Annotated in this window: 12 protein-coding genes and 1 pseudogene; 7 read left to right on the top strand and 6 right to left on the bottom strand. The window is 61.6% G+C overall.

Annotation, left to right across the window (positions count from 1 at the left end; translation table 11 throughout):
• Positions 1 to 5: 5 nt before the first annotated feature.
• Complete coding sequence (locus ACSQ3F_RS10455) at positions 6 to 641, bottom strand: J domain-containing protein (protein ID WP_436102104.1); 636 nt, start codon at positions 639 to 641, stop codon at positions 6 to 8.
• 151 nt (positions 642 to 792) lie between these two features.
• Between ACSQ3F_RS10455 and ACSQ3F_RS10450 the strand changes: the two genes are divergently transcribed.
• Positions 793 to 1,074 carry a BolA family protein gene (locus tag ACSQ3F_RS10450; RefSeq protein WP_436100148.1) on the top strand — a complete coding sequence of 94 codons (282 nt, stop codon included), beginning with the start codon at positions 793 to 795 and terminating at the stop codon, positions 1,072 to 1,074.
• A 265-nt stretch (positions 1,075 to 1,339) separates the two neighbouring features.
• Complete coding sequence (locus ACSQ3F_RS10445) at positions 1,340 to 2,884, top strand: caspase family protein (protein WP_436100147.1); 1,545 nt, start codon at positions 1,340 to 1,342, stop codon at positions 2,882 to 2,884.
• Positions 2,885 to 2,917: 33 nt separating this feature from the next.
• On the opposite strand, the gene ACSQ3F_RS10440 is transcribed toward ACSQ3F_RS10445, so the two are convergent.
• The 3 genes from ACSQ3F_RS10440 to ACSQ3F_RS10430 are packed head-to-tail and all read right to left on the bottom strand — an operon-like array spanning position 2,918 to position 5,947.
• A complete protein-coding gene (locus ACSQ3F_RS10440; RefSeq protein WP_436100146.1) occupies positions 2,918 to 4,234 on the bottom strand; it encodes an HlyC/CorC family transporter in 1,317 nt (438 codons plus the stop codon).
• Positions 4,231 to 5,364, bottom strand: a complete 1,134-nt coding sequence (aroB, locus tag ACSQ3F_RS10435) for a 3-dehydroquinate synthase (protein ID WP_436100145.1) — start codon at positions 5,362 to 5,364, stop codon at positions 4,231 to 4,233. Before aroB ends, ACSQ3F_RS10440 begins: the two co-directional genes overlap by 4 nt.
• Positions 5,365 to 5,368: 4 nt before the next feature.
• A complete protein-coding gene (locus ACSQ3F_RS10430) occupies positions 5,369 to 5,947 on the bottom strand; it encodes a shikimate kinase (RefSeq protein WP_436100144.1) in 579 nt (192 codons plus the stop codon).
• Positions 5,948 to 6,149: 202 nt separating this feature from the next.
• Here ACSQ3F_RS10430 and ACSQ3F_RS10425 point away from each other — a divergent pair, with 202 nt between their 5' ends.
• The 5 genes and pseudogenes from ACSQ3F_RS10425 (at position 6,150) to ACSQ3F_RS10405 (ending at position 10,429) form a co-directional block, all read left to right on the top strand.
• On the top strand, positions 6,150 to 6,299 hold the full coding sequence (locus tag ACSQ3F_RS10425; RefSeq protein ID WP_037120560.1) for a hypothetical protein: 150 nt from the start codon (positions 6,150 to 6,152) through the stop codon (positions 6,297 to 6,299).
• Positions 6,296 to 7,252 (top strand): site-specific tyrosine recombinase XerD, encoded by a 957-nt coding sequence (gene xerD / locus ACSQ3F_RS10420; protein WP_436100143.1) that lies wholly within the window; start codon positions 6,296 to 6,298, stop codon positions 7,250 to 7,252. The genes ACSQ3F_RS10425 and xerD overlap by 4 nt, the downstream gene beginning before the upstream one ends.
• 80 nt (positions 7,253 to 7,332) lie before the next feature.
• A complete protein-coding gene (locus ACSQ3F_RS10415; RefSeq protein ID WP_436100142.1) occupies positions 7,333 to 8,286 on the top strand; it encodes an acetyl-CoA carboxylase carboxyltransferase subunit alpha in 954 nt (317 codons plus the stop codon).
• Positions 8,287 to 8,489: 203 nt separating this feature from the next.
• A pseudogene (locus ACSQ3F_RS10410) lies at positions 8,490 to 9,902 on the top strand (L,D-transpeptidase family protein); the annotation flags it as partial.
• 290 nt (positions 9,903 to 10,192) lie between these two features.
• Entirely contained in the window at positions 10,193 to 10,429 is a 237-nt protein-coding gene (locus ACSQ3F_RS10405) for a sulfurtransferase TusA family protein (protein ID WP_436100141.1), read from the top strand.
• A gap of 3 nt (positions 10,430 to 10,432) precedes the next feature.
• On the opposite strand, the gene ACSQ3F_RS10400 is transcribed toward ACSQ3F_RS10405, so the two are convergent.
• Both ACSQ3F_RS10400 and ACSQ3F_RS10395 read right to left on the bottom strand, forming a co-directional pair.
• Positions 10,433 to 11,170 carry a DUF930 domain-containing protein gene (locus tag ACSQ3F_RS10400; RefSeq protein ID WP_436100140.1) on the bottom strand — a complete coding sequence of 246 codons (738 nt, stop codon included), beginning with the start codon at positions 11,168 to 11,170 and terminating at the stop codon, positions 10,433 to 10,435.
• 22 nt (positions 11,171 to 11,192) lie between these two features.
• Entirely contained in the window at positions 11,193 to 12,347 is a 1,155-nt protein-coding gene (locus tag ACSQ3F_RS10395; protein ID WP_436100139.1) for a CobW family GTP-binding protein, read from the bottom strand.
• Positions 12,348 to 12,363: the final 16 nt, after the last annotated feature.

Here is a 12,363-nt window from a genome sequence, read left to right as displayed (position 1 = left end):
GGTTACTAGCAGAAGCCAGCCTGTTTTAACAATTGATATGCCTGGATCACGGCGCGAAAACGCTCTTCCGATCCCCTGTCTCCGCCATTTGCATCGGGGTGATGCTTTTTTACAAGCTCTTTGTAGGCGGCCTTGACGTCGGCGGCTGTGGCATTGGCATGCAGGCCGAGCGTATCGAAGGCCTTGGCCTCCAGCGTCTTCAGCTTGCGCAAGCGCGGTTCCTGCCGCGCAGTGCGGGCGCGCGCCTGCTCGACGAAGCCGAACGGATCGCGCATGCGGGCCTGTGCGCCGGCAGAACCGGACCGCATCTGCGACTGCGCCGGACCGTTCTTGGCATTCTTGTTGACGCCGACCGTCCAGGTCGGGCGATGTCCGGTCAGAGCTTCCTTCTGATAGCGCGCGATCTCATTGTCGGAAAGGCCGGAAAAGTAGTTATAGCCCTTGTTGTATTCCTTCACGTGCTCGAAGCAGAACATGAAATATTCGTTCTCGGCATTGCGCCCCACAGGCGCGCGATGCACAGCATTTTCCTCGCACCCGTCCCACTGGCATTTGGGGGCCATCGGTTCCGGTTTCTGGTTCACCTTGCGGCGGGTCCGGATGCCATCGAAGTATTTTGAATCGAGTTTCATGACGCTAATTATGGGGTGTTACGGGCACCACAACAAGAATTGACAAATCGGAATGTTGCTGGCTTTGTGAAACCATTTTGCACTGAGCAAAAAGCAATCCGGAACGGGTCTTTCGTCTGCGGTCAAGGCACCGGAAAAGCCAGAGAAACGGGGCTAAAACATGTCGCTTCAAGGCCGCATCGAAACAAAACTCAAGGCGGCCTTTGCACCCGAACGGCTGATCGTCATCAATGAAAGCCATCTGCACGCGGGCCATCAGCCGGATTTTCACGGCACCGGCGAGACCCATATGCGCGTGCGCATCGTCTCGAGCGCCTTTATCGGCATGAGCCGCGTCGCCCGCCACCGGGCCATCAACGATCTCCTGAAACCGGAATTCGACGCCGGGCTGCATGCGCTTGCGGTCGAACCCGCTGTTCCCGGGGAAACAACACGCTGGTAACGGGCGTGCTAACCCTGTCGCAATGCCTGACTGAACCCACCAGACTCGACGCTTGCCGAATTTGACGGTTTTCGGTCCCGCATCTACAATTGTAGCGGGTGAAAAATGGACGGATCTCGTGGTCCGTTGAAATTGCGACATACGGAAAATTTTCATCTTTAAGGCGCAGCCGACCAAGGTTGTCCGGCCGGCCTTGTTTTTTGGGGTCAAGACTATGCTCAGGAGGTTTGGGCTTGTCGCGGCGTTTGTCGCCGCGTTTTTATCAATGGATTACGCATCGGCATCGACGCCTCCAGGCAAACGCGTCGCGCTGGTCATGGGCAACAGCGCGTATCAGCACGCGGTTGAGCTACCCAATCCGAAAAACGACGCCAAGCTGATGTCGGAAACGCTGCGCGCTGCAGGCTTTACCGTGCTTGACGGGGAAAATCTCGACAAGGCGGCGATGACGGCGCTGGTCGATCAGTTCACCGAGATCGCCTACGACGCCGAGGTCGCAATCGTCTACTATGCCGGCCACGGGCTGCAGGTGGACGGCCGCAACTATCTCGTCCCGATCGACGCGCAGCTGGAAAAGGCGGCGCAGCTTCAGACCCGCACCATTCCGGCCGACAAGGTTCTTGGCGCCCTGCCGCCAGATCCGGCCGTCAGCATCATCATTCTCGACGCCTGCCGCGACAATCCGCTGGCACGCTCACTGGCAAAGGTGCTGCCGGCCAGCCGTTCCGCCTCGATGGGCGTCGGCCTGGCGCCGGTGCAGGCCAACGGCCAGAGCGCGGGTTCCGGCGGACTGCTGATCGCCTATGCGACCGATCCAGGCGCCGTCGCCTACGACGGCAAGGGCATCAACAGCCCCTACACAACAGCCCTTGCACGGCACCTGACGACGCCGGGCCTGGAAATCCAGAGCGCCCTGACACGGGTGCGGGCCGACGTATCGGAAGCAACGGGGGGCGCGCAGCGTCCATGGCACAATGCCTCCCTCTCCCGCGAAGTCTTCATCGGCGGCGACGCCTCGGCGCAAGCGGCACAGACCCCGGCGACGGACGTCAAAGCCACCGCAAACACCAGCGCCTCGTCCGACAAGACCGACGTCAACTGGACCGTGGAGCAGAAGCTCTGGGAAGAGGCCTCCAAGCGCAACACCGTGGCGCATTACGAGCTTTACCTGCAGCAATACCCGAATGGCAATTTCGCGACGCTGGCCAAGCTCAATCTCGACCAGTTGAAGACGGTGGCTGCGACCGACGTCGCTTCGGTGGCGCCTGCCGGCGAAGCAAGCGCATCGGCTTCGCAGATCAGAACTGCCGTTGCCGTTCCTGACGACGTCAAGCTGACTGTCGGCACGCCGGAAACGGAAGCCGCGCTGAACCTCGACAAGGGAGCCCGGATCGACCTGCAACTGCGGCTCGGGGCACTGGGCCATGTCACCGGCGGTGCGGACGGCGCACTCGGCGCCAAGTCACGCGGCGCGATCGGCGCCTGGCAGCGCCAGAACGGGCTCGTCGAAACGACCTATCTGACACAGCAGCAGCACAAGTTCCTCGTCGTGCAGACCGACCCGATGATGCCGCAGATCCGCGCGCAGTATGAGGCGCAGAAGAAGGCACCCGCGGCCGTTCGCAAAGCGCAGACCCCGGTGCGCCAGAAGGTGGCGGCACAGCAGCGCGTCAAACGGCAGCAGCCGCCGCCGGAAGACACGCTGGAAGGTCCGGTCGAACGCAGCAGCGGCGGAATGGACCCGGCGGGTGCTGCATTCGCCGGCGGACTGCTCGGTGGCGCCCTTGGCGGTATCATCGGCAACCGCTGAACCGGGCCTGACCCTGATAACTGGCCTTCGCCCCTACGCCAGGGGCGGAGGCATTGCTGCGTCATCAGCCGGCCTGATCCTCAGCCGGGTGATGCGGTTCTTCACCCGCTTCATGACGATGAAGCGCTTGCCGTAGAAGGTGAACGCCTGGCGCTCCTCGGGGATCGTCTTCGATTCGTGGATGACCAGGCCGGCGACCGTCGTCGCCTCCTCATCCGGCAAGTTCCAGTCGAGCGCCCGGTTGAGATCGCGGATCGGCACGCTGCCGTCGACGACGATCGACCCGTCGGCCTCCTGGCGAACGCCCTGGATTTCCAGATCATGCTCGTCGGAGATATCGCCGACGATTTCCTCCAGAATATCCTCCAGGGTCACCAGCCCCTGCACCTCGCCATATTCGTCGACGACGATGGCGAAATGCATCTTGCGGCGCAGGAAGGCGTTTAGCTGCTCCTTGAGGTTGGTCGTCTCCGGCACGAACCAGGGCTTTTGCGCAATGCGCACGATATCGAGATTTTCCGGCTCGACGTCCGGCTCGGCAAGCGCGCGCAGCAGGTCTTTCGCATGGACGACGCCGATGATGTTGTCAGTCGATCCGCGCCAGACCGGCATGCGGGTGTAGGGGCTTTCAAGAACCGCCCGAACAGCGACCGCCGGCGCATCATCGGCGTTGATGCCGCGCATCGACGTGCGATGGATCATGATGTCGGATACTTCCAGCTCGCCGAGATCGAGCACGCCGCCGAGCCGGTCGCGGTCGGCCTTGATGACGGAACCTTCCCGGTGCAGCAGATCGACCGCCCCGCGAAGCTCCTCATGCGCCGTCAGCATCGGCATTTCGGAGGAGAGATTGATGCCGAAGACAGCGAGGATGTGCCGGACGATCCAGTTTACCAAGCTCGAGATCGGGCCGACGACCAGGACGAAGAGATTGACGGTGCGCGCCACCCCAAGCGCAAACCGGTCCGGCGCCGAGATCGCCCAGCTCTTGGGAAGTACCTCGGCAAAGATGACGAGGATCACGGTCATGGCCAGCGTTGCATAGGCAACGCCGGACGCGCCGAAGAAATGCAGGAACAGACTGGTGGCTACAGACGATGAGAGGATGTTGGCAAGGTTGTTGCCGATCAACAGCGCGCCGATCAACCGGTCGCGGCGCTCGATCAGCCTGTTGACGAGGCCTGCGCACTCGTCGCCATTGGCCTCCAGCGTATGCATGCGCGCCCGGGAGGCGGCGGTAAGCGCGGTTTCAGAGCCGGAAAAGAAGGCCGACAGCAGGACCATCAGGAGGATGATCAGCATGCCCGGGCCGTAATCCATCAAGAAAACCGTGACTGTCTCGTTGGTCATCCCGGATGCTTTTCCTCAAGAAACCGCAGCACTTCGTTGGCAGGCACGTCGTCGGCAACGAAGGACTGGCCGATACCACGCGTCAGGATGAAGGTCAGTTTGCCGCCCTTCACCTTCTTGTCCTGGGCGATGGCATCCATCAGCTTTTCCGCCGGCGGCAAAGTGCCGGGAATGTCGTTCATGCGGGTCGGCAGACCGACGGCTTTCAGATGCGCCTCGACGCGCGTCGCAGCGTCCGGGCTGGCGAGGTTCATGCGCGCCGAAAACTGATGCGCCAGCGCCATGCCGATCGCAACGCCTTCGCCGTGCACCAACCGGCTGCCATCATACTGCGTGGCTGCTTCGAGTGCATGACCGAAGGTGTGGCCGAGATTGAGGAGCGCGCGCAGACCGTTTTCGCGCTCGTCGGCTGCGACGACATCGGCTTTCGCCTGGCAACTGATGGCGATCGCCTCGATGCGAGCGTCGCCGCCGGCAAACACGGCCTGCCAGTTCTTTTCAAGCCAGGCGAAGAAATCCGGCTTGTCGATCAGGCCATATTTGGCGACTTCGGCATAACCGGCCCGGAACTCGCGCGGGCTCAGCGTATCGAGCACATCGGTATCGGCGAGCACGAGGTCGGGCTGATGGAAGACGCCGATCAGGTTCTTGCCGTGCGGCGAATTGATGCCGGTCTTGCCGCCGACCGAGGAATCCACCTGCGCCAGCAGCGAGGTCGGGATCTGGATGAACCGCGACCCGCGCCGGGCGATGCCCGCGGCAAAGCCGGTGAGATCGCCGATGACGCCACCGCCGAGCGCGATCACCGCATCATTGCGCTCGATCCGCGCACCGAGGATCGCATCGCAGACGGGGATCAGATGTTCGAAGCTCTTGGTCTTTTCACCGGCAGGCAGGACGAGGGAAACAGCCTCGATCTCCTTCGCCTTCAAGCTCGCCATCAGCGGCTCGAGGTAGAGCGGCGCAACATGCTCGTCGGTGATCACCGCCATCCTGCGGCCCTTCAGCCGAGCGGCAATTTCGCCCGCCGCCGTCGCGATTAGGCCGGGACCGATGAGGATATCGTAGGAGCGGTCACCGAGATTGACGCGCACGGTTCGCTTGGGGAGGGCTGGACTGGAAATGGTCATCGTTTCACTTCTTCGGCATGGCAGCGAGCGCGCTAAGGACCTCTTCCACCATCACCTCTTTCTTCACATCGCGGGAGACGACGGTGACGTCCGCCTCCGCATAGATCGGGTAGCGGGCGTGCATGAGATTTTCGAGCGTCTGCCTGGGGTTTTCAGTTTTTAAAAGCGGGCGGCTATCGCGTTTGTTGACACGTTCCCACAGCACGTCCAGATCCGCCTTGAGCCAGACCGAAAGGCCTTGTTTCTTGATATGACGGCGGGTGCGCTCGTTGATATAGGCACCGCCGCCGGTGGAGACGATGCGCGGGCCGGTATGCAGCAAACGCTTGATGACGCGGGTTTCGAGCGAGCGGAACTCTTCTTCCCCATAGGCGGCGAACAGATCGCTGATCGTCATGCGCGACACACGCTCGATCTCATGGTCGGAATCGATGAAGGGAATGCCGAGCGCGATCGCGGTCATCCGGCCGATCGCCGATTTGCCGGCCCCCATCAGACCGACGAAGACGAGGTTTCGCCGCCCGAGCGCGGCCTTCGCCCGCTCGATCAGCGCCTCGGAAACCGGTTCGATCACGTCGCTCATGCAGTTTCAATTTCCTCGTTCCGCTCCGGTATCGACAAATCGACGGGTAGCGTCAAGACATGGCTGCATATGACCTCGAGCATGATGCCGAAAAGTGTGAAGCGGTTTTCGGACAACATCATGCTCCACTTCGAGAACAACCGGCAGTTCTTGCACTTGCCAACGGGCGTGGTCATATAGACGACAAGCCTAGGAGTCCAAAATGCCCACCCTGTTCCGGTTCCTGTTCATCTGCGCCATGATCGCCGGGGTGATTTACGGAAGCATGGTGGCCCTGGTGACCTTCGTCGACCCGGTCGAGCGCGACGTCACCATTCGCATCCCTTCCGAGCGGATCAACAAGACCCAATGATCGACCTTTCCGCCGCCCATATGGAATCCTTCCTGGAAATGATGAGCGCCGAGCGGGGTGCGGCCAACAACACGCTTCTGTCCTATGAGCGCGACCTGGAGGACGCTTATTCCTTCCTGAAACAGCGCGGCGTCAAGCCGACGGAAGCCGCCTCGGAAGATCTGCGCGCCTATCTCGCCCATCTCGCCCAGCAGGGTTTCAAGGCTTCGTCACAGGCGCGCAGGCTTTCGGCGCTCAGGCAGTTCTACAAGTTTCTCTACGCCGAGGGGCTGCGCACCGACGATCCGACGGGCGTTCTCGATGCGCCGAAGAAGGCACGCGCTCTGCCGAAGGTGCTGAGCATCGACGATGTCTCCAGGCTGATCGGGCAGGCGGAAATCGAGGCGGCAAGCGCGGACGGCGATGTCATTGGGCGGTTGCGCATGCATGCGCTGATCGAACTGCTTTATGCGACCGGCATGCGCGTGAGCGAGTTGGTCGCACTCCCCGCTTCCGTGCTTGCCCAGAACGGCCGTTTTCTCGTCATTCGCGGCAAGGGAAACAAGGAGCGGATGGTGCCGCTTTCGCATTCGGCAATCCGCGCCCTGCAAACCTATGGCGCCGAAATGGCCAGGGACAACGCCGCGCAGAAAACGCCGCCGCCCGAAAGCCCATGGCTCTTCCCATCCTCCGGCAAGGCCGGTTACCTGCCACGGCAGGTTTTTGCCCGCGATCTCAAGGGGCTGGCGGCCCGCGCCGGTATCCGCGTCGCGGCGATCTCGCCCCATGTGCTGCGCCATGCCTTTGCCAGCCACCTGCTTGCCAACGGCGCGGACCTTCGCGCGGTACAGGAACTTCTCGGTCATTCGGACATTTCAACGACACAAATCTACACCCATGTGCTCGAAGAGCGGCTGCATCAGCTTGTCCAAAACCATCACCCCCTTGCCAAACAGGCGAAAAAACAGGATTAGGAGCGCCAGAACACTTGGCCGGAACTACTGGGATCATCATGTCCGCGGCCGCTGGCGCACTATGATCGGAAACGCATCTCATGCACAATTATCTCGATTTCGAAAAACCAATCTCTGATCTCGAAGGCAAGATTCACGAGTTGAAGAAGATTGCCAGCGAAGACGAGAGCATCGACACCACCGACGAGGTCGAGCGTCTTGAAGTGCGCGCCCGCGAGGCTATGGCCGAAATCTATTCCAAACTGAACCCCTGGCAGAAGACGCAGGTCGCGCGCCATCCGCAGCGCCCGCACTTCCAGGAATATGCCGCCAGCCTCTTCACCGAATTTACACCGCTTGCCGGCGACCGCAAGTTCGCCAATGACGAAGCGATCCAGGCCGGCCTCGCGCGCTTTCGCGGCACGCCTGTCGCCGTCATCGGCCAGGAAAAGGGCAACGACACCAAGTCGCGCATCAAGCACAATTTCGGCAGCCCCCGTCCGGAAGGCTATCGCAAGGCGATCCGCGTCATGGAAATGGCCGACCGTTTCGGCCTGCCGCTGATCACGCTGATCGACACCGCCGGCGCCTACCCCGGCATCGGCGCCGAAGAGCGCGGCCAGGCGGAAGCCATCGCCCGGTCGACCGAGATGTGCCTCAACCTCAAGGTTCCGATCGTCTCCGTCGTTCTCGGCGAAGGTGGTTCGGGCGGCGCGATCGCGATCGCCACAGGCAACCGCGTCTATATGCTGGAACATGCGATCTACAGCGTGATCTCGCCGGAAGGGGCCGCCTCGATCCTCTGGCGCGATTCCACCCGCGCCAAGGAAGCGGCGACCAACATGAAGATCACCGCCGAGGACCTGAAGTCGCTCGGCATCATCGACGGCATTATCAGCGAGCCGATCGGCGGCGCGCACCGCGATCCGGACGCCGTGATCGCAAAGACCGGCACGGTGATCGCCGATGCGCTGAAGGAACTGTCCGGCCGCACCGGTGACCAGCTGCGCTCGGACCGCCGCCAGAAATATCTGGCAATCGGGCGCCAGCTTTAGACATATTGGTAGATTCCGCCGGACTACCCGCGCAAATTGAGCCCGCGGTCCAACCTTGGCCATAATCTTGGCGTTTGGAACGGCTGGCGTAAGGCGGGTCTGCAAGGTTAATATTTTGTGAAGTATTAAGGACGTATTGATTCTCCGTCGTCCGCCTCTGCGGGAGCGTCGCGTTCAATCGTTTTCTTTATGGGCCTTTGCCGATGCGTCTGACACATCTTGTTGCCACCGCCGCCATCGCCGCGCTGCTCGCGGGCTGCACTGCCAATGAGGCGATGGATACAGTCGATGTCGACCTCAAGAAGGTCTCGAGTAAGGTAAACTACCAGCTTTCCGGCAAGATCGTGCAGAAGATGCAGGCAATGAGCATGGCGAAGGAATCGCCGATCATGCTGCGCATCTTCAAGGAAGAAGGCGTGCTCGAAGTCTGGAAGGCCAATGCCTCCAATCGCTTCGAAATGCTGCGCCAGTACAAGATCTGCGCCTGGTCGGGCAAGCTCGGCCCGAAGGTCAAGGAAGGCGACCGGCAGGCGCCGGAAGGCTTCTATCCGATCTCGCCCGGCCAGATGAATCCGAACTCCAGCTATTACCTTGCCATCAATACAGGTTTCCCCAACCGTTTCGACCAAGCCAACGGACGCTTCGGCACCAATTTGATGATCCATGGCGCCTGCTCCTCGTCCGGCTGCTACTCCATGACCGACGAGCAGATGCAGGAAATCTTCGCGCTTTCTCGCGATGCATACAAGGGCGGCCAGCAGGCGATCCAGTTGCAGGCCCTGCCCTTCCGCATGACGGCGGAAAACATGGCGCGGCACCGCAACAGCCCGAACATCGATTTCTGGAACATGCTGAAGCCCGGCTACGACCAGTTCGAGATCACCAAGCGTCCGCCCGAGGTTAATATCTGCGAGAAGAAATACGTCTTCAACCAGCAGACCGACGGCAAGTTCAGCCCGACCGGCCCCTGCCCGGCAATGTCGACGCCGGCGGTCATGCAGGCAGCACTCGCCGCCTACAACAAGAAATACAATGAAGACTATGCCAAGGCGATCAAGAAGCTCGACGGCATGGTCTGGTACGAGCCGAGTGAAGCCGAGCGCAAGGCGATCGTGGCCAAGCAACGCGTCGGCAAGGAACTGGCCTACGCGCCGACCGGCACGTCGCTCGACGCCGGCAAGCTGATGAAGGTCGCCGACCTCGAAAAGCAGGAAACCCGCCGCCGCGAACTGGAAGAAGCCAAGAAGGCGATCGATATCCAGAAGGCCGAGCTGGAAAAATCCACCCGCAACGGCAAGAACGTTCCGGTGCCGGCCGAAAACCCGCTACCGCGCCCGGTCGAAACCGCCTCGGTCGAACAGTCGGCTACCAAGAAGAGTTTCTGGGGGGGCCTGTTCTCCAACAACGGCGATGATGCGCAGAAACTGCATCCGGTAGCCGCAGCCACCGGTGATGCCGCTCAGCAACCGGCAACAGTCGCCACCGCCCCGGCGGCTGGCGCCGAAACGACACAGAAGCCGGTCGAAGCGGCGACACAGGCAACCTCCACAACCGTGTCTGCACCGGTGGCCGAGCAGGTCGTTGCCGGGCAGACGCCTGCCAGCAAGGGTTTCTGGGGCCGGCTATTCTCCAGAAATGGCGATGATGCACGGAAGCCCGAGCCGCTGGGCGCAACGCCTGCCGACATCGCAATTCAGCAACCTGCCGGTCAAAAAACCGTTGCGGATACCGCTCAACGACCAGCAGCCGTCGCCACGGCTCAGCCCGCTGCCACCGAAACGGCACAGAAGCCGGCTGACGCGGCGGCACAGGCAACAGCCACAACCGAGACCGCACCCGTGGCCGAACGGGTCGTTGCTGAGCAGCAGCCGAAGAAGCGCCCGTTCTGGAAGCTCTGGGGCAATTGATGCCCGACGCGGACAGCCTGATTTATGATCTCAAGGGGCTGAAATGCCCCTTGCCGGTTTTGAAGACCCGCAAGCGCATGAAAACCCTTGCCCCCGGCGCGCTGATCATCGTCGAGACGACCGATCCGCTGGCGATCATCGATATTCCGCATTTCTGCAACGAGGACGGGCATAGGCTGGAGCATTCCGAATCCGTGGGGACCGGCCATCGGTTCGTCATCCGCAAGAAGGCCTGATGTTTAGTCGGCTGGACCCTCATCGACTGACAGATTGTGGTCTTCCCATTGACTTTCCGGGATTGCCTCGCCAACCAGGAAGGCGAACGAGACAACCTCTTTCAGGTCCGGCGTAACCTCGCAGGTGAACCCGATATTGTACCAGCGCCGCTTGCTGCGGAACGCGCCGCCATCGGCCTTAAGTTTCTGCCCCGAGAGTTTTGTATCGGCCATTGCATAGGCCACCAGAAAATCAGGCTGGAACTCGCGTTTCCAGATGTGGACCTGTTCCATCGCCTCGATATTGCAGATTTGCACGATGCGTTCGGACGACGCCAGTTGCTGCAGCGTCTTCCGCGCGTTGGCGCTGCGCGGATCAGCCAGGACTTTCGCGGACCGCAGGTGAGTGGCCTGGATCAAGCCTCCGGCCTTCGGACGCCGTAGGGTGTCCGGCACCGCGGCAAGGTCAGGCACCGTGTTTTCAACCGATGACTTGGATGGCACATCGGTCAGCGGCTCGACGCGCGTTTCAACAACGGGCGGTTTGTTTGCGGCGTCGAACTGTTGCTGTGTCAGGACATCGACGGTGACGTTGTCCTCCGACGGAGAGACCTGTCGGCGCGGCGCCACAGCGAGCAGCAGGGCAAGTCCGATCGCGATGTGAAAGCCGAGCGAGGCGCCGAACCCCAAACGGCTCGGCCGGCTGTCCGGATACGCCGGTCCTGGCATGTTGCCGATGACTTCACCCGTCCCGAGAAGCATGCCAGTCCTTTGCCGCTGAAAGCTACATCCTGAGACCCGGTACCGCCAAAGGATTGTCCTCGAGCGCCTGCCGATCCGGCCGGTCGATGCGCGGCTTGCCGGTGAAGGCGTCGAAGAGATCACGGACGAAGGCTTCCGGCAGGTCCTTGGTGATCAGCACCATGCGGGTGCGCCGGTCGGACGGGTCAGGCCAGGCGGCCATGCGCTGCGGCGGATGAAACACCGTCTGCACGCCATGCAGGATCAGCGGCCTTTCCGGATTGTCGGACATGGCAACGATCGCCTTCATGCGAAGCAGCTTCTCACCATGGGCGGAGCGCAAGAGGTCGATGAACATTTCCAGCGCCATCGGGTTGATCGGCCGGTCATGAACGATGCTGAAGGAGCGGATGTCCGCGCCATGACGGTTCTCGTCATGATGATGGTGGTGATGTTCGTGGCCGTGATCGCGGTGCTCATGATGATGTTGGCCGTCGTGGTCATGGTGGTGGTGATCCGCCGTGGCCTCGTCCTGAAGCCAGCGGCCGACATCGGCAATCTTTGTAGCCGGATCATAGAGCCCGCAATGGAAAAGCTCGGCCTTTCCTGCTTCAGGCAGATCGCCGTCGATCATCGGCGCGCGCAGATTGAGGTCTCTCAGGCGCGCTTTCAGCGAGATCACCGCATCCGGCACCGCCAGCGACACCTTGCTGATCACCAGCCTGTCGGCCATGGCAACCTGCCTGACCGCTTCCTCGTGATTGGCAAGCGTCGAAAGCCCGTTGACGGCATCGACCACGGCGACAACGCCATCAAGCCTGTAGCTCTGGGCAATGACCGGATTGCCCATCACCGATTGCAGCACCGGCGCCGGATCGGCAAGGCCGGTGGTTTCGATGACGACGCGCTTCAGCGGCTTGATCTTGCCCGTCTGCATCCGGTCCATCAGATCCGCCAGCGTATCGACCAGTTCGCCGCGGACTGTGCAGCAGAGGCAGCCATCGGACAGCTCGATGATGCCGTCGCTCGACGCCTCGACCAAAAGGTGATCCAGCGAGACATCACCGAACTCGTTGATGATGACGGCGGTGTCGGTGAGATCGGGATCCTTCAGCAGCCGGTTGAGCAGCGAGGTCTTTCCGGCACCGAGGAAGCCGGTGAGGATCGACACCGGCACAGCATTGAGGACGGGGCTCATATCTTATCCGATCGGT

It is taken from the genome of Pararhizobium sp. LjRoot238 (assembly GCF_964252955.1).
Taxonomy (GTDB): domain Bacteria; phylum Pseudomonadota; class Alphaproteobacteria; order Rhizobiales; family Rhizobiaceae; genus Pararhizobium.
The sequence above is the reverse complement of the archived record's forward strand: the minus strand, read 5'-3'. Positions and strand labels throughout refer to the sequence as shown.

Coding starts and splice junctions, on each gene's coding strand:
- ACSQ3F_RS10450 (WP_436100148.1), top strand. CDS start 793: ATGTCGCTTCAAGGCCGCATCGAAACAAAACTCAAGGCGGCCTTTGCA.
- ACSQ3F_RS10445 (WP_436100147.1), top strand. CDS start 1,340: ATGGATTACGCATCGGCATCGACGCCTCCAGGCAAACGCGTCGCGCTG.
- ACSQ3F_RS10440 (WP_436100146.1), bottom strand. CDS start 4,234: ATGACCAACGAGACAGTCACGGTTTTCTTGATGGATTACGGCCCGGGC.
- aroB (WP_436100145.1), bottom strand. CDS start 5,364: ATGACCATTTCCAGTCCAGCCCTCCCCAAGCGAACCGTGCGCGTCAAT.
- ACSQ3F_RS10430 (WP_436100144.1), bottom strand. CDS start 5,947: ATGAGCGACGTGATCGAACCGGTTTCCGAGGCGCTGATCGAGCGGGCG.
- ACSQ3F_RS10425 (WP_037120560.1), top strand. CDS start 6,150: ATGCCCACCCTGTTCCGGTTCCTGTTCATCTGCGCCATGATCGCCGGG.
- xerD (WP_436100143.1), top strand. CDS start 6,296: ATGATCGACCTTTCCGCCGCCCATATGGAATCCTTCCTGGAAATGATG.
- ACSQ3F_RS10415 (WP_436100142.1), top strand. CDS start 7,333: ATGCACAATTATCTCGATTTCGAAAAACCAATCTCTGATCTCGAAGGC.
- ACSQ3F_RS10405 (WP_436100141.1), top strand. CDS start 10,193: ATGCCCGACGCGGACAGCCTGATTTATGATCTCAAGGGGCTGAAATGC.
- ACSQ3F_RS10400 (WP_436100140.1), bottom strand. CDS start 11,170: ATGCTTCTCGGGACGGGTGAAGTCATCGGCAACATGCCAGGACCGGCG.
- ACSQ3F_RS10395 (WP_436100139.1), bottom strand. CDS start 12,347: ATGAGCCCCGTCCTCAATGCTGTGCCGGTGTCGATCCTCACCGGCTTC.